Origin of the sequence: Bordetella hinzii LMG 13501, from assembly GCF_001548475.1 — a bacterium.
Lineage (GTDB): Bacteria > Pseudomonadota > Gammaproteobacteria > Burkholderiales > Burkholderiaceae_B > Bordetella > Bordetella hinzii.
The window spans coordinates 1-15,069 of the sequence record NZ_LRUJ01000060.1; the positions used below are offsets into that span (position 1 = coordinate 1).

The window sequence follows — 15,069 nt, forward strand, 5'->3', positions numbered from 1 at the left end:
GTGGCGGCCGCCGCGCCCGCGCCCGCGGCGCCGCCTGCCGCGCGCGGCGAAGGCGCGGCTTCCGCCGACGAGCCGCCTCCGGATTGGTCTTATGAGCCTGTCTCGGATGGCGATCCTGATGTCTATTCCGTCGGTGCGATGGGCGAGGCTCCCCCTTGGCAAGGCGACGGCGCGAGCCGGCAGGGCGGCTGGAAAGGCAAGGGCGAGCGCAAGGGCGACTGGAAGGGCAAGGGCGACTGGAAAGGCCGGGGGCGCCGCGATGAGGTCGGCGGCTACGAGGGCCGCCGCGTCATGCCCTCCCTGGCCCGGCGCCTGCTTTGCCTGTTGTTGGCGCATCCCGAACTGGTGGACACCATGGGCGATCAGCAGCTTGAAGTCATCGACCATGGCCCCAATCTAGGTCTTGTGCGAGACCTGATCGTGCTGGCCCAGACCAGTGGCGCGCGCCATGTCGGGGCGCTGATGGAGGCCGCCGATCCGGATTCCGATCTTTACGTGGTGCTCAAGGGCTTGCGCGCCGACATGATGGCCCAGGAGGATCTGCCCGAGCCGCAAACCGAATGGGACGACGCATTGCGCCGCATCGAGGTCGATACCCTGCGCGCCGACATGGCCCGGCTGGCGAGCGAAGGACTGGGGACGGAAGAGGCGCGCAAGCGCTATAGCGAACTCCGCCAGCGTTTGACTGTCTTAAGTACAGCGGGTTTGCGTTAAAAGTACGGTACACTTTAGGGTTTTCTTCGAGGCGTTCCCGAAGAAGGATCTTGCTATGCGCGCCTGGGCTCGATTTCCGGCGCGGATAGGACATTTCCGGGGTTTGTCCTGATAAAGGGACAAAACCCGGAAGCAGCAGGGTGGCCGCCTGTATGGCGGCGCCCGGCAACAAAGCAGTGGTTTTTTGCGCGGCAGGCTGGTATTGCGTCACTGAAATGCGCATACTTGAGTGATGCGAACCTGTTTATCCCGCAGGGGCGCCGCGCCGAACCGTTGTAAGCAGTACCGATAGCTAGAAGGTGGGTCGTGCAATCCGTGCCCGTCCGGCTGGCGGCATCGTGGTTGGACGTTGAGTCCGTATGGCAAGCGAGGAGGGCCTGGGCCCCCGCTTAGCCCCGCCTGTTGCAGGCAACGACAGCGTCCCCGATGTCCCGGCCTGATGGTCCCGGATGAAACTGCGACATGGAGGGTTTCCGGACCTTAGGGCCAGAAGAAACCTTCCGGGGCTTTGATGCCAGCTCCGCGCCCAACGCGGACTTGCGGCTTCCGCCTACCCACCTGTTTTACCCGCCTCCGGCCCCAGGCCGGGCGACGGTGCACCAAACCCCAACGGGTTGCGACGACTACGGAAGCGACTATGACCAAATCCACCGGCAAAACCTCCTCTGCAATCGAAGCGGCAGACGCCACCCCCACGACGGCCAAGAAGCGCGCCGTCAGCATGGCGGCGGAAAAAGCGCCTGCGAAGACGGCGGTGAAGGTCGCCAAGACCGCAACCAAGACCGCGGCCAAGAAGGCCGCCAAGCCGGCTGCCGCCGCAGGCGAGAAAACCACCAAGGCGCGCGCCAAGAAGGCCGAAGACAAGCTGGCCGACCTGGTGGGCGCCGCCGCGCGCGTGCCGAGCGGCCGCCGTCCGGGACGCCCCGCCAAGAACGCCAACAACGATAGCGACACTTTCGACGATCCGATGGACGGCGAAGGCGAAGTCGTGCCTGACTTCAAGCCCGTCAAGCGCGGCGGCAAGCGAGGCAAGGGGGATCCCAAGGAGCTCCTGGCCCGTGGCCCCGTCTCGCCCGAAGAGTACGAAGCGCGCCGCAACCGCCTGAAGCAGCTCATCAAGCTGGGCAAGGACCGCGGCTACCTCACCTACGGCGAAATCAACGACCACCTGCCTGACGACCTGGTCGATGCCGAAGCCATTGACGGCATCATCAGCACGTTCAGCGATATGGGCATTTCGGTCTATGACCAGGCGCCCGATGCCGAAACGCTGCTGATGAGCGAGAACGCGCCCGTGGCGTCCAACGACGACGACGTCGAGGACGAAGCCGAGGCCGCGCTCACCACCGTTGACTCCGATTTCGGCCGCACCACCGATCCGGTGCGCATGTATATGCGCGAAATGGGCTCGGTCGAACTGCTGACGCGCGAAGGCGAAATCGAAATCGCCAAGCGCATCGAAGACGGCCTGAAGCATATGGTCATGGCCATCTCGGCGTGTCCCACCACCATCAACGAGATCCTCGCGCATGCGACCCGCGTGCGCGAAGGCCAGGCCCAGATCGATGAAGTCGTCGACGGCCTGGTCGATCCCGAGGATGGCGAAGAATATGCGGGCGCCGGCGTCAGCGCCGACGAGGACGAGGGCGATGACGGTCCGGCCGGCGGCATGTCCAGCAAGCAGCTGGAAGACCTGCGCGTCAAGGCCCTGGCCAAGTTCGACGAGGTCTCCAAGCAATTCGACCGCATGCGCCAGTCCTATGAAAAGGACGGCTATCGCTCCGATGCCTACGTCAAGGCCCAGGAAACCATCCAGAACGAACTGATGGGCATCCGCTTCACGGCCAAGATGGTCGAGAAACTGGCCGACACCCTGCGCAGCCAGGTGGAAGAAGTCCGCCAGCTCGAACGTGCCGTGCTCCACACCTGCGTGGATCGCGCCGGCATGCCGCGCTCGCACTTCCTCAAGGTGTTCCCGGGCAATGAAACCAACCTCCAGTGGATCGTCGAGGAAGTGGCTGCCGGCCACCCCTATGCCGAGACCCTGGAGCGCCAGATCCCGGCCGTGCAGGAGCTGCAACAAAAGCTCATCGACCTGCAGACGCGCGTCGTCCTGCCGCTGAAGGACCTGAAGGACGTCAACAAGCGCATGGCCACCGGCGAAGCCAAGGCCCGCAAGGCCAAGCGCGAAATGACCGAGGCCAACCTGCGCCTGGTGATCTCCATCGCCAAGAAGTACACGAACCGTGGCCTGCAGTTCCTCGACCTGATCCAGGAAGGCAATATCGGCCTGATGAAGGCGGTGGACAAATTCGAATACCGCCGTGGCTATAAGTTCTCGACCTATGCCACCTGGTGGATCCGCCAGGCCATCACCCGTTCCATCGCAGACCAGGCGCGCACCATCCGTATCCCGGTTCACATGATCGAGACGATCAACAAGATGAACCGCATCAGCCGCCAGATCCTGCAGGAAACCGGCGCCGAACCGGATCCCGCGACCCTGGCGCAGAAGATGGACATGCCCGAGGACAAGATCCGCAAGATCCTGAAGATCGCCAAAGAGCCGATCTCCATGGAAACGCCGATCGGCGACGATGACGACTCCCACCTGGGCGACTTCATCGAAGATACGTCCACGTTGGCGCCGTCCGATGCCGCTTTGCACGGTTCCATGCGCGATGTGGTCAAAGAAGTGCTAGACTCCCTCACCCCGCGTGAAGCCAAGGTTTTGCGCATGCGTTTCGGTATTGAAATGAGTACCGACCAGACGCTCGAGGAAGTCGGCAAGCAATTTGACGTCACCCGCGAACGGATCCGTCAGATCGAGGCCAAGGCGCTGCGCAAGCTGCGTCATCCCAGCCGCGCCGACAAGCTCAAGAGCTTCCTCGAAGGGCAGTAAGTTTTCTCAGGGCCTCTAGCTCATGCCTGGTTAGAGCAGCGGACTCATAATCCGTTGGTGCCGAGTTCGACTCTCGGGGGGCCTACCAAGAAAATCCTGAGAGATCAGGTGCCTACAGCCGCCAGCAATGGCGGCTGTTTCTTTTCCGGAACCCGTCTTGGCCTTAGCCGCGTGATGCGCGCGAGCCAGGCGTCATTCCACGCCTTTGGCGCGCCGCGTTACTGGGGCGGGGTCCGGACTGATGGCGGGCTTCAAGTAAGTATCAAAAGATTGCATATTAGAAACAAACGGACATAAGGAAAACACCAGCAGCCGCCAGCCGCCGCTCGGCCTATGCTCCCGGAAAAAAACAAATCACCGTGATATGGTCATCGGGAAAAGAAGGGGACAGATGCATGCGCGACTCGACGGATTGGGTGGCGAGCCGGTTGGTGCCCGCGCTCAGGCAATTGCAGGAGGCTCTCGAAGTACTGGAGCAGACTATCAGCGCTTTGGGCGGCCCGGAGACGGCAGGTCGTCCGGTTGCGCTTGGCCCCGAGGCCAGCCGCTTGCAATTGACGCTGGCCGAGAGCCGGGTCTTCGAATACATGCGCGACCGGGCACGCCAGGCCGTGCCGCCCGTCGAGATCTACTTCGCCGCCGGCAATCACCTGGCGCCTTCATCCGAGGCGGCCATGCTGGGCGTCGTCCGCGTACTGATTTCCCGGATGCGCAGAAAATGCTTGAAGGCGGGGGTTTTGTTTCCCATCGTCGCGATCCGGGGGATGGGCTATATGTTCGATGACAGGGTGGCCTGAGGGGCTCCGGTGTCAGACCATTCTTGACGAGGGTAAATACTGATACATTCCGTCCCATCGCGAGCCGTTATGGCCCTATGTTTACGGGTCTACTAGGAGAGGAGCGCCATGGCTGGCTGGAATGATTGCACCCCCGCAGGGTGGTCAAAATGGATGGTTCTGATTATCTCCGCCGCGAGCCTGGCCCAGCCGGCCAGCGCGCAACCTGTCTCCGGTGGCGGCGACATACAGCCCAGCCCGGTGCAGACGCCACATTGGGATACAGGCGGCGACCTGACCGTCGGTGATGCCGCTTCCGGGACATTGACCATCACCGATGGCGGCTCCGTCGTCAACAATGATGCTTACATCGGCAACCTTGGTAGCGGCACGCTGACTGTGTCGGGCAGTGATGGCGCGGGCTCGGCATCCTCTTGGACCAGTCGCGGCTGGGCGATGATCGGGAACCAGGCCGGCAGCGTCGGCACGGTGACGATTCTGAACGGGGGCGTGGCACAGGCCGACATAGGCTCCATTGGCCTTGACGCCGGCAGCCTGGGCACGGTGACGGTCTCCGGGCGCGGGTCGACCTGGAGCCTCCTGTCCACGAACAACGGGTTTGGAATTGGCGTCGGCGGCAGCGGCAGATTGCGGATCGACAATGGCGGCGCAGTGCATAGCGGCCAGGCGCTGATCGGCTGGGACGCCGGCAGCGATGGGATCGTGACGGTCTCGGGCCAGTCATCGGTCTGGGATCCGCACAATAACATCTTTGTCGGCTTCGATGGGACCGGAGCGCTGCATGTCCTGGATGGGGGGGCCGTCAGTACCGCCGCACCGGCTACGCCGGGCAACGCGGCCACGATTTATATCGGCCTGGGCGCGGGAGCTGTCGGTACGGTGACCGTGTCTAGCGCAACGGCCGATATCTCCACGCTCTCGGCCACCGACCGCATCACAGTCGGCTCGGCGGGCACGGGCACGCTCACCATCGACAAAGGCGGGGTGGCGACCGCGGCCAGCGATACCTGGATCGGGATTGCGCCCACGTCCACGGGTACGCTGAATCTGTTTGGCGACGCCACGGGCCGGGGCGTGCTGGCGACCGGTTCGGTCATCAAGGGGGACGGCAATGTTGCCTTGAACCTGGATGGCGGCATCCTGCGTGCCATCCGCGACCAGAACAATTTCCTCAACGGTTTCGCCACCCAGGCCGTGGGCAATGGTGGCGCCTGGTTTGATACCAATACTTATGATGTTCGCGTGCTCACCGCATTCTCCGGCACCTCCAGCCTCAATAAGCTGGGCGCGGGCATATTGACGCTGTCGGGCGACAGCAGCGCGTTCACCGGCAACACCGAGGTCCAGGTTGGCACGCTGCAGGTTGACGGCACGCTGGGCGGACCGGTGAATGTACTGACCGGGGCGCGCTTGACGGGCACGGGGCAGGTCGGCACGACGACCAACAATGGGACCGTCGCGCCGGGCCCGCGCACCGGCTTCGGCACGCTGACCATCGCGGGCGACTATGCGGGCCAAGGGGGCAACCTGGAGATTCGCACCCAGCTCGGCGGCGACAATTCGCCTACCGACAGGTTGGTGATCACGGGCGACAGCGCGGGCGCCACGCCGGTCATGGTCAAGAACATGGGCGGCGCCGGCGCAGCGACCCAGCGGGGTATACAGGTCGTGCAGGTGAACGGGATATCGGCAGGCCAATTCAACCTGGCCAATGGCGATTACGTCATCAACGGCCGCCCGGCCCTGGTGGCCGGCGCGTATGGCTATGTCCTGCAGCAGGATGCCGCCGACGGGAGCTGGTATTTGCGCTCATCGTTGATCGACCCCGGCACGCCCCAGCAGGGCGTTGGCGGCGCGCCTGTCACGCAGGCGCCCCCGCTTTATCAGCCGGGCGTGCCGGTATACGAGGCTTATGCCAACACCCTGCTCCAGCTGAGCCAGCTGACCACCTTGCGGCAGCGGGTGGGCAATCGCCTCTATGACCCGGCGGACACCCGCCGCAACGGCGTATGGAGCCGGGTGGAGGGGGCTACGGGCCGCTTCGACCCTTCCGTGTCGACCACGGGCCAGCACCAGAATATCGACAGCTGGAAGGCGCAATTCGGGGTGGACCGCATCTTGTCGGGTGAACAGGGCGGGGCGCGCCTGGTGGGCGGCCTTGCGCTGCATTATGGCAAGGCCGATACCCGCACGAACTCGGCTTATGGCAGAGGCACGATCGACACCACGGCCTATGGCCTGATGCCCACGTTGACCTGGTACGGCAAGGACGGGTTCTATATCGATACCCAGGCGCACGCGACCTGGTTCGACAGCGACCTGGATTCACGCCAGGCGGGCCAACTCAAAGATGGGCGCAAGGCGCAAAGCTATGGTCTCGGCATTGAAGCCGGCAAGGCCTTTGGCGTCGGCGAGGGATTCGCCCTCGTTCCGCAGGCCCAGCTGACGTATGTGTCGACCCGCTTCAGCAGCTTCGATGACAAATTCGGCGCGCATGTTGAAAGCGACAAGGGCAACAGCTTGCTGGGCCGTCTGGGGATTGCGCTGGACTACAAAAGCAACTGGCAGGCCGGTGGCGTGAACCGGGAATCAAGCGTCTACGGCATCGTCAACATCAAGCACGAATTCCTCGATGGCACGCGACTTCGCGTGGCTGACGTGCCGGTAAGCAGTCGCATGGCGCGCACCTGGGGCGGCGTGGGGCTGGGCGTGAATTACGGCTGGGCAGGGCGGTACGCGCTCTATGGCCAGGTAGACACCGATGCCGATTTCTCGGGCAGCTATGTCGTCACCGCCACCGCGGGGTTCAGGATGATGTTTTAAAACGTTCCGGTCATGACGACAGGGTCAACAGGGGCAAGGGCGGGCGGCTGGCGGCGATGGCCGGGCGCGCCCGGCCTTGCGGATCGGCCTGTGAACGCGCATTCGATGCAATGCGCGGTAGCAGGACCCTGCAGAGATAGGCCACAAGGCGGGACCAGAGCCGGTCATTGGGATCGCCTTGCAAGTCATACCAGGACACGGCCAGGAACTCGCATTGAGACGCCTGCTGGGCATTTTTGTGACCCCATACCCTGGCCGCGGCGCGGGCCTGCTCGGGTGAAATCAAGAGGGTGTGCAATTGGTGCATGATTGCCTCCAGCCTATCTGTTGACGGACCCATTCGGCAATCTGTTGTCCGTGACGCGGGCGCTTACCCACACCTTAACGGACATTGACGGATTCTCGCAAGGCGAAGGTCCCGGTCCCGCCATCGTGGCTGGCCGGTTTGGAGCAAGCCGGCGTGCTTGTTATAAAGACGGCTGCGCTTTTTTGCATGGGGCAGGGAATGTGGATTCGGGTCTTGGGCCGTTGCGGCCTGGTGCTGGCAGTCGTTGCCGCGGCGGCGGGATGTTCGTCGACGCGCGGGCCCGCGACTTCGGAGCGCGTGCTGAGCCCTTCGCAAGCAAGCAGTGAGTGCCGCTGGAATCGCAGCAAATGCCTTTATGACGGCAAGTACGAGGCCGGCGAGCGCGACTATGCCGAGCAGGAAGCGCGGCGCCTGAACCTTGCCGAAGCCGAGCGTCTGCGCCGCGCCTTCGGCAAGTGAGGCGAGCAGGCCTGACATCAGTCGGCCGAATCAAAACCAAATAGCCAGACTGATATTCCGTGCCGGGCTCAGGCGGGTTCGGCCTGGATCAGCACGACTCGGCCCATGAGAATGGTGGCGTCCGTGCACTCCACAGGCGAAAAGCGGCGCTGATCGGGATTATCCGATGTCAGCCACCAGCGGCGCATATCGTACTTGAGGCGCTTGACCGTGAACTCCCCGTCATGGTTCACGGCGAAGATGGCGTCGCGCTCCGGCGTCTTGTCGGCGGTATTGACCACGACCACCGAGGCCTCGGGAATGCTGGGCGACATGCTGGCCCCGCCTACCCGCGTGGCGTAAAGCTTATCGGGCTGCAGCCGCCGCTTGGCCAGCCACTCGCGCGGCAGAAAGAGCGGCATGCCTTCGCCATTGTCGGGATATTCCACGGCAAAGCCGTTGACGCCTGCCGAAATCTTGAAGATGACCTTGCGCACCATGACAAAGCGGCCGTCCGATTCCGCGTCGACGGCCTGCGGCGCAGCCGCCTCGGCCGCGGCTGTCCGGGCCAGCGTGGCCAGGCGCGCCATATCCTGCGCCAGGGTGGGGCTGATCGTATCCGGCGCGCAGTCGAACAGCGTGGCGAACTTCGCCAGCGCATTGACATTGAGCGGAATCTTGCCGTTGAGGTACTGGCTGACCGCGCTTTGGCTGCTGAAGCCCAGCGCGGACGCGATGGCCTCTTGCGAGGTGGGCTCGCCCGTGTCCTGGCGCTGGATCTTCCAGAGCATGTAGGCGGTGCGCAAGCGGCCGGCATCGGCCAATTGTTCAGGGGTCAGGGGTTGTGCAGGCATGGGCGCAACGATATGAGGCAGGCTGATATTTATCAATCAGTCGGACTGTTGAACTATTAAAGCAGTCCGACTAATATTTGGTCAAGGCCGCCTCAACACTTCGCCGCTCGGGCCTGCTCCCGTCGTTTCCATCGGCAGCCTTCAAGAACGATGTCCCACACAGCACCAGGGTATGAGATGACCACCATGACATGGAATATTGCGCTGACGCAGCGCCAGGTATTGCGGCCCGCCGAGGAGCCGTTGTTTCGCAGCGCCAATGACGCGCTTGTATTTGCGCTGCACTTTTCGCATCAACAATATGACCGTCCCTTGGTCAACCGTTTGGCCGCGGAGCCGAGGTCGCCCAGCAGGCCGGCGTTGGGCGGACTGGACGGCGCCGCCCAGGCGGCCATGATCCTGGCCGAGCTTGCCCGGCTGGAGCCCATCCTGCAGGCGGCGCTGTTGACGGCCAAGGCGCCGCACAGTCTGCCTTGTAGTTGCGGGGTGGCGTGTTGCGCAGGCCATAGGCTAAATAGCCAGTGGTCAGAGGCCGTCGCCATGCTCGCGTCGGCGGCCATTTGTGAGGCTTTGTCCGGCTGCACCGTTAACCGGCGCCTGTGCGTCGACCTTATTCAACGCGCTTTTGGCGCCAAGGTGTCCTTGATCGATCTGGCTGAAAAGTACCAAGTGGATCGCGATACGGCGAGCAATCATTTTGGCCGCATCAAGCGCTGGCTGTTCGGCCAAGAGGCACAGGGCAAGCGCGTTACCGATCTTGGCCTCTACGCCAGGGCTCAGGGTGAGTGGCAGCGTCGCATCGAGGCAACAGGCATCGTGGGAGACGTCGTCGAATAAAAAATGCTTGACTGTTCCGCAAAATGTGCGGAGAATCTGTTCCTAACAGATACGGTGCATTATTGCGCCCACAAAGACCCGCTAGCGCAAGCTGCGGGTTTTTTGCTTTCTGCCGCCGCTACTTCATGGGCGGCAATGATGTCTGATCCGCCCGCGAGCCGTGACAAGGCCGCGGGCTTTTTTGTTTTGGCCGACAGCGCAGGGGGTTGCCGGCCTTGTCCTGGAGGATGGCTATCAATGGAGTCCCTGTTTTTTGAACGAATCAAGAATCTGGCAGCGGGGCGCGTTTATCGCGACAAGGCGCCCGTAAGCGCCGTGACGCCCTATCTAACCTACAAGGTGGCCGAGGGTGACCGGGACTGGACTGTCGCTGGTCCCAGTGGATCGCAGCGTCTGGCAATGCGCGTCAATGCCTGGGCCACCACGATCGAGGAAGCCAGCCAGTTGAGCGCTTCGGCCTACACGTTGCTGACGCCGTCGGGCAGCGACTTTTCCTGCTACAAGGTCGAGGACGTGCCGCTCACCGACGAAGAGTCATCGGTCGATCTGCACAGCACGGCCATGAAGTTTTCGCTTATCCGCTGACGCCGCTGAGGTGTCGCGTTCACCCAGCCCGCCCTTGGCGGGCTTTTTCTTTTGGAGCCTCGAATGGCAACGAATGTAGTTTCCCAGTACACCCTGACCCAAGGCACTCAGCTGGAGGTTTCCACCGCGCCGGCTGCCAGCCTGGACGCGGCTGGCATTGTCTATACCGACTTGGCCGTGACCATCAAGGATCCCAACTACCAAGCGGGACAGACCACTGAAATCGACGTCACCGTCCTGAAGTCCATCGCCAAGGAGTATGCCCTCGGCCTGGATGACAACGGCACGTTCACGATGGCCGGCAACTGGAAGATGAACGATCCCGCGCAACAGGCGCTGATCGCGGCCCGAGGCGACAAGAAGACCCGCGCTTTCCGCATCACCTTCTCGGATGGTTCGAAATTCGAGTTCCTGGGCCTGGTCACGCAGTTTCAGTGGCAGAGCCAGCTGGACAATGTCGTGTCCGGCACCTTTACGGTGCGAGTGTCGGGGTCGGTCAAGATGACCCCGGCCGCCTCGGGAGGCTGATCGATGGCCAGCGACAACCTGCCGGGCGGCCTGCGCAATCACGTCTTCAATCCTTTGAGTGGATTCCGGCACGAGAGCCTGATCGTGCCTGAATGGGACGGGGCTGCGGTCATTGTGCGGGCGCCCTCGCCCAGTGACTTCTTCTTTCATCGCCGCCTGCTTTGGGAAGACGCCGGCGTGCAACCTGGCGAGAGTGAGGTTGCTGTCAGGGCCAGGCTGGAGACCGATGGGTTTGACTACTCGCGCGCGGCGGCCGCCCTATTGGTACGTACGCTGTTCCAGGCTGGCGAGCAGGGCGTGCAGCGTGTGTTCCAGGACCAGGAGCTCGAGCGTGTCGCCGCGGCCTATGGCCCTGTTCACGAACGGCTGGTCGCCAAGGCCCTCGAGCTCGGCAATCTTGAAGAGGGGGCGGCCGATCGCGCAAAAAAGCCTTCAGGGAAGCGCCGGACCTCCGCTTCCTGATGGTGTTGGCGCTACGCCTGGGCCGCAGCCTGGGAGAAATCCTGGAGGGTGTGGACACCTATGAGGTCTCGTTGTGGAGGGAGTTCGACCGCCTCTCGCCCTTGGGCGATGTGCGCGCCGATATCCTGACAGCGCACTTGGCCGCGACGGTGGCCAGGTCGGCGGGTGTCAAGGTCCAGGCAGAGGACATGCTTTTGCGGTGGGGTGGGGACGAAAAACCGACCTTATCGGACGGCGAGCTCTCCATGAAGGCCTTTCTGCTCGGCCAGGCCAACGCAGCGAAATAGTCAACGATGAGCTCGCTTCGCGGGCTCTTTCTTTTGCAGGTTCTCATGGCAAATGAATTACAGAATGCGACCGCCGCCATGCCCGCGGACATGGCGGACTATGGGAGGCGGTCAGTGTCCGCGATGACCACGGTGTTGAACGCTTTCGAGTCGATGGCGAAGGGCGTTCAGCAGGCGCGTGAAAACATCAATCTCGTGTTGAACGCCGCTCCAGACGATAGGCGGGCGGAAGGGGGAAAGGGGAGCGCAGTCGCCCCACTGGACCTGAAGGCAAGTCCTTCTTCCGTGGACGGGGGGACATCCAACCCGAAAGGCGACACAGCCAAAAGCGCAGAAAACACGCTGGACACCGTCAGTAAAAAGGCGCAGGACACCGCGAAAGACATTCAGAAAGCGCTCGGGGCTGGACTCTACGACGCCGTGACGGGCAAGTTTGCGGGCATGGGGCAATCCTTTCTGCAGACACTTACCCGCATGGCCACCGATGCGGCGGCCGCTCAGATCGGCAAGGCGCTCTTTGGAGACTTGCTATCCGGGGGCAGCGGCAAGGGGGACGCGGGCGGACTCCTGGGCGGGATGCTCACCTCAGTCATCGGCTGGCTGGGTTTCGCCAAGGGCGGGGCCTTCGCGGGCGGTCGCCTGATTCCTTTTGCCAGCGGCGGCGCCTTCACCAATTCAGTCGTCAGTGGCCCGGTGGCCTTTCCGATGGGACTCATGGGCGAGGCCGGTCCTGAGGCCATCATGCCGCTGGAGCGGGGAGGCGATGGCTCGCTGGGCGTAAGGGTCTCTTTTCCCACGGCGCGAGAGGGCGGTCAGGCTTCCGTCGGAGGCGTCGAGGTCAATGTCTATGTGCAGGGCGATGGCAACGCAGCGACCGAGGCCAAGGGCGGTCCGGAGGGTTTCGGGCGCGGCCTGGGTGATGTCGTGCGCGCCTATGTCCAGCAAGAGCTCGCTCGTTCGTTCCGGGTAGGCGGCCTGAACTGGAAAGCGAACAACCAACAACTCGATGGAGCGTATTGATGGCCTATGAATCCTTCGAATGGTCTCCACGCGTCAACCCCCAGGGGGAGATCAAGTTCCGCGTTTTGGCAGCGCAATTCGGCGACGGCTATGTCCAGACGGCGGCTGATGGGATCAACAACCGCTCGGAGTCCTGGCCTTTGGAGTTCGTCGGCGCTTCGGCACAGATGAGCCCGATCAAGGCCTTTCTGGACCGCCATGGGGGCCATAAAGCCTTTTTGTGGACGCCGCCCTTGGGCGAGCCGGGTTACTACCGGGCGGCGCAATATGGCCTTGTGGCCATGGGGGGCGATATGTACTCGCTTTCGGTGACTTTTGATCAGGTGTTCAAACCATAATGGCTATTCAAACTATCAATACTGGCCAGGCGCCCAACGATGGCACGGGAGCCAAGCTGCGTGACGCCTTTACGACGGCGAATCAGAATTTCGCTGAACTCGATCAGCGAGTGACGGCAGCGGTACCGACAAGCAGCTTGCAAACAGGCGCGCTGGATGAGGCCGCTGGCGCAGTCCTGCGATTGGCCGTAAGTGGGCAAGGGGCCTTCGGACTCGGATCGAATACGGCTCCGTTGTGGCCGGGCGGGGATCTGGGCGCCACGACATTGCCGGGGACCGGCTTCTATTCGTTTACCTCCGCCACCAGCAACAGGCCGCCTGGCGAGACTTCCGGCTCCATTCTTTGGGTCCGCACAGGCTCGGCCGCGGGCTATCTGGTCCTGCAAACCGGGTCCGGTCCCAGGGTGTATGTCCGTCAATTCTCCAATGCCTGGGGGGAGTGGCGGCAGGTGGATCCGCAGACCTTCGGGCTCGGCGCCATCGCGCCGCAGAACTGGCCGCCTCTGGATTTCAATGCGACAGCCAATCTCCCTCCCAGCGGCATCTATCGATTCGACTCGACCGTAGCGAACTTCCCGGTTGTAACGGGGAACAATGGCGCGATTCTCTGGCTGCGATTCAACAGCACAGACGGCTGGATGATGGTGACAGGGGCTGTCAATTCGAATCCACTGCTAATCCGCCGCTATAGCGGCGGCAACACCTGGCAGGATTGGCAGCGTATCGACGCACGGGCGTTTGGTCTGGGCTTCTTTGGTACACAGGCTAGTCCCACGGTGAGCGATCTGAACGACACGACCGTGCCGGCGGGGTTCTATTTGTTCAGCTCAGGAGTGCTCAACGCGCCTTCCTGGTCGGGTACAGCCGGCACGGTCGAAATCATTCATCGGTCCAACGGCTATCGCAAGCAAGTGCTGACCAATTGCGTCAACGGGAGGATGGGCTGGCGAGTCCTCAGCAATGGCACGTGGGGGCAGTGGAACGAGGTGCTCTATGAGGCGAATGGGCTTCAGTACGTCGGAGACATCTCAGGCAACGGAGTTGACCTAAATGCGTATCAAACCCGCGGTGTCTGGCGCATCCCAGCGTCCTCGATAGCATCAAGCGGTGTCAATTTCCCGATAGCCAGCTCCGGTTGGTTGGAGGTCGTTTCTCCGGTTGCTCAAAATTCCAGCACGACGCCTGTTGCTGTTGCACAGAGATATACGTCATCCAATTCCAACCGCTTATTCACCCGCCAGTTGTCCAGCGGCGTTTGGTCGTCTTGGGTTGAGTTGCTGCAGGCTGACAGCATCCAGGCGAGTCAGGTCGATAAGACTGCCGGGCGCCTGATGACCGTGGGAGCCTTCGGACTTGGCGGCTTCACGCCGTTGCACTCTGTCCTGGGCTATGCCAACGACTTCAACATCATCGATGGCGAAACCGGTTTTATCGCCATCAATGGCAACTTTACAAACGGGCCTCGCGGTGCTGCCGCCGCCGCCTATGCCGGTCAACTGATGATGATCCGGCGTACAGGCACCAGCGGCATCAGCACCGTGCAGCTCTACTGGGGGCTGCGGACCTCGGGTGATGGCGGCATGTGGATGCGCGAGGGCTCCGGAAATGCAGGCGCCGTCGTGTGGCAGTCGTGGCTCAGAGTCGCTGACGCCAATGTGCTGTCGGCCTATACCCGCTGGCAGAACTTGTCGACGCCGATTGATCTGAACAGCCTGGTCGATCCCACTGTCATGACAGCCCTGACAACGGCAGCCTGGACGGGGGCGGGAGCCGCGAACTTTCCGCCTGCCTCCGCGCGGAGCGCGACCTTGCGGGTGGACGCCATAGGCTCGACCAATATTATCCAAACCCTGACCTGCCGGGTGAACAGGCATCGGCCCATCGTGTTCCGACGCCAGATGCCGGGACTGGAAGCCGACACCTGGTCGAACTGGCAGCTCACCGAGCCGCTTTCCGACGCGACGCTCCTTCCAACGGGCGACTGCGGGCAAGTGTATGTGGAAGGTATCGGGTGGATGCGCTGGTCTACCGCTAACAACCGCTACTGCCGCGTGCCGACGTTTACCAATATGGCGGTTATCACGGCCAGCGCGACTTGGACCCCGGACGCTTACACCGAAACCATTGAGGTCGAGGCAATCGGGGGCGGCGGAGCCGGCGGTGGCGGGTACAACTTC

At 62.8% G+C, this 15,069-nt stretch carries 14 protein-coding genes, 1 tRNA gene and 1 pseudogene; 14 read left to right on the plus strand and 2 right to left on the minus strand.

What is annotated here, in order from left to right:
* From AXA74_RS22720 to AXA74_RS22740, 5 genes and pseudogenes are all read left to right on the plus strand, one after another.
* Positions 1-714: pseudogene (locus AXA74_RS22720) on the plus strand (DNA primase); the annotation flags it as partial.
* A gap of 637 nt (positions 715-1,351) precedes the next feature.
* Entirely contained in the window at positions 1,352-3,616 is a 2,265-nt protein-coding gene (gene rpoD, locus AXA74_RS22725) for an RNA polymerase sigma factor RpoD (protein WP_029578822.1), read from the plus strand.
* Between the two features lie 9 nt (positions 3,617-3,625).
* A tRNA-Ile gene (locus tag AXA74_RS22730) sits at positions 3,626-3,704 on the plus strand.
* A gap of 307 nt (positions 3,705-4,011) precedes the next feature.
* Entirely contained in the window at positions 4,012-4,413 is a 402-nt protein-coding gene (locus AXA74_RS22735) for a helix-turn-helix domain-containing protein (protein ID WP_029578821.1), read from the plus strand.
* A 108-nt stretch (positions 4,414-4,521) separates the two neighbouring features.
* Complete coding sequence (locus tag AXA74_RS22740) at positions 4,522-7,236, plus strand: autotransporter family protein (RefSeq protein WP_032978394.1); 2,715 nt, start codon at positions 4,522-4,524, stop codon at positions 7,234-7,236.
* 10 nt (positions 7,237-7,246) lie between these two features.
* Here the strand turns inward: AXA74_RS22740 and AXA74_RS22745 are convergent, their stop codons facing one another.
* Positions 7,247-7,543: a hypothetical protein gene (locus AXA74_RS22745; RefSeq protein WP_029578820.1), complete on the minus strand. Its 297-nt coding sequence runs from the start codon at positions 7,541-7,543 to the stop codon at positions 7,247-7,249.
* Between the two features lie 198 nt (positions 7,544-7,741).
* On the opposite strand from AXA74_RS22745, the gene AXA74_RS22750 reads away from it, so the two are divergent.
* Complete coding sequence (locus tag AXA74_RS22750) at positions 7,742-8,002, plus strand: hypothetical protein (protein WP_029578819.1); 261 nt, start codon at positions 7,742-7,744, stop codon at positions 8,000-8,002.
* A 68-nt stretch (positions 8,003-8,070) separates the two neighbouring features.
* Here AXA74_RS22750 and AXA74_RS22755 read toward each other — a convergent pair whose 3' ends face one another.
* Positions 8,071-8,835 (minus strand): LexA family transcriptional regulator, encoded by a 765-nt coding sequence (locus AXA74_RS22755; RefSeq protein WP_080700799.1) that lies wholly within the window; start codon positions 8,833-8,835, stop codon positions 8,071-8,073.
* Positions 8,836-9,012: 177 nt separating this feature from the next.
* On the opposite strand from AXA74_RS22755, the gene AXA74_RS22760 reads away from it, so the two are divergent.
* The 8 genes from AXA74_RS22760 to AXA74_RS22795 all read left to right on the plus strand — a co-directional run.
* The gene (locus tag AXA74_RS22760; RefSeq protein WP_126623597.1) at positions 9,013-9,672 is read left to right on the plus strand and encodes a hypothetical protein; all 660 of its coding nucleotides are present in this window, start codon (positions 9,013-9,015) and stop codon (positions 9,670-9,672) included.
* A 237-nt stretch (positions 9,673-9,909) separates the two neighbouring features.
* Entirely contained in the window at positions 9,910-10,257 is a 348-nt protein-coding gene (gene gp17, locus AXA74_RS24415; protein ID WP_162266991.1) for a tail completion protein gp17, read from the plus strand.
* A 63-nt stretch (positions 10,258-10,320) separates the two neighbouring features.
* The gene (locus tag AXA74_RS22770) at positions 10,321-10,785 is read left to right on the plus strand and encodes a phage tail tube protein (RefSeq protein ID WP_032978388.1); all 465 of its coding nucleotides are present in this window, start codon (positions 10,321-10,323) and stop codon (positions 10,783-10,785) included.
* Between the two features lie 3 nt (positions 10,786-10,788).
* Positions 10,789-11,247: a phage tail assembly chaperone gene (locus AXA74_RS22775; protein ID WP_032978385.1), complete on the plus strand. Its 459-nt coding sequence runs from the start codon at positions 10,789-10,791 to the stop codon at positions 11,245-11,247.
* The gene (locus AXA74_RS22780) at positions 11,247-11,534 is read left to right on the plus strand and encodes a phage tail assembly protein T (RefSeq protein WP_032978382.1); all 288 of its coding nucleotides are present in this window, start codon (positions 11,247-11,249) and stop codon (positions 11,532-11,534) included. The genes AXA74_RS22775 and AXA74_RS22780 overlap by 1 nt, the downstream gene beginning before the upstream one ends.
* A 6-nt stretch (positions 11,535-11,540) precedes the next feature.
* Positions 11,541-12,554 carry a phage tail tape measure protein gene (locus AXA74_RS22785; RefSeq protein WP_051593925.1) on the plus strand — a complete coding sequence of 338 codons (1,014 nt, stop codon included), beginning with the start codon at positions 11,541-11,543 and terminating at the stop codon, positions 12,552-12,554.
* Positions 12,554-12,892: a phage tail protein gene (locus tag AXA74_RS22790; protein ID WP_032978379.1), complete on the plus strand. Its 339-nt coding sequence runs from the start codon at positions 12,554-12,556 to the stop codon at positions 12,890-12,892. Before AXA74_RS22785 ends, AXA74_RS22790 begins: the two co-directional genes overlap by 1 nt.
* The coding region (locus AXA74_RS22795) for a pyocin knob domain-containing protein (RefSeq protein ID WP_248845119.1) at positions 12,892-15,069 on the plus strand (2,178 nt) is incomplete at its 3' end. The genes AXA74_RS22790 and AXA74_RS22795, both read left to right, overlap by 1 nt.

Excerpts from the sequence above, each read along its gene's own strand:
- gp17 (WP_162266991.1), top strand. The coding sequence starts at position 9,910 with ATGGAGTCCCTGTTTTTTGAACGAATCAAGAATCTGGCAGCGGGGCGC.
- AXA74_RS22750 (WP_029578819.1), top strand. The coding sequence starts at position 7,742 with ATGTGGATTCGGGTCTTGGGCCGTTGCGGCCTGGTGCTGGCAGTCGTT.
- AXA74_RS22785 (WP_051593925.1), top strand. The coding sequence starts at position 11,541 with ATGAGCTCGCTTCGCGGGCTCTTTCTTTTGCAGGTTCTCATGGCAAAT.
- AXA74_RS22740 (WP_032978394.1), top strand. The coding sequence starts at position 4,522 with ATGGCTGGCTGGAATGATTGCACCCCCGCAGGGTGGTCAAAATGGATG.
- AXA74_RS22790 (WP_032978379.1), top strand. The coding sequence starts at position 12,554 with ATGGCCTATGAATCCTTCGAATGGTCTCCACGCGTCAACCCCCAGGGG.
- AXA74_RS22770 (WP_032978388.1), top strand. The coding sequence starts at position 10,321 with ATGGCAACGAATGTAGTTTCCCAGTACACCCTGACCCAAGGCACTCAG.
- AXA74_RS22775 (WP_032978385.1), top strand. The coding sequence starts at position 10,789 with ATGGCCAGCGACAACCTGCCGGGCGGCCTGCGCAATCACGTCTTCAAT.
- AXA74_RS22780 (WP_032978382.1), top strand. The coding sequence starts at position 11,247 with ATGGTGTTGGCGCTACGCCTGGGCCGCAGCCTGGGAGAAATCCTGGAG.
- AXA74_RS22745 (WP_029578820.1), bottom strand. The coding sequence starts at position 7,543 with ATGCACCAATTGCACACCCTCTTGATTTCACCCGAGCAGGCCCGCGCC.
- rpoD (WP_029578822.1), top strand. The coding sequence starts at position 1,352 with ATGACCAAATCCACCGGCAAAACCTCCTCTGCAATCGAAGCGGCAGAC.
- AXA74_RS22760 (WP_126623597.1), top strand. The coding sequence starts at position 9,013 with ATGACCACCATGACATGGAATATTGCGCTGACGCAGCGCCAGGTATTG.
- AXA74_RS22735 (WP_029578821.1), top strand. The coding sequence starts at position 4,012 with ATGCGCGACTCGACGGATTGGGTGGCGAGCCGGTTGGTGCCCGCGCTC.
- AXA74_RS22755 (WP_080700799.1), bottom strand. The coding sequence starts at position 8,835 with ATGCCTGCACAACCCCTGACCCCTGAACAATTGGCCGATGCCGGCCGC.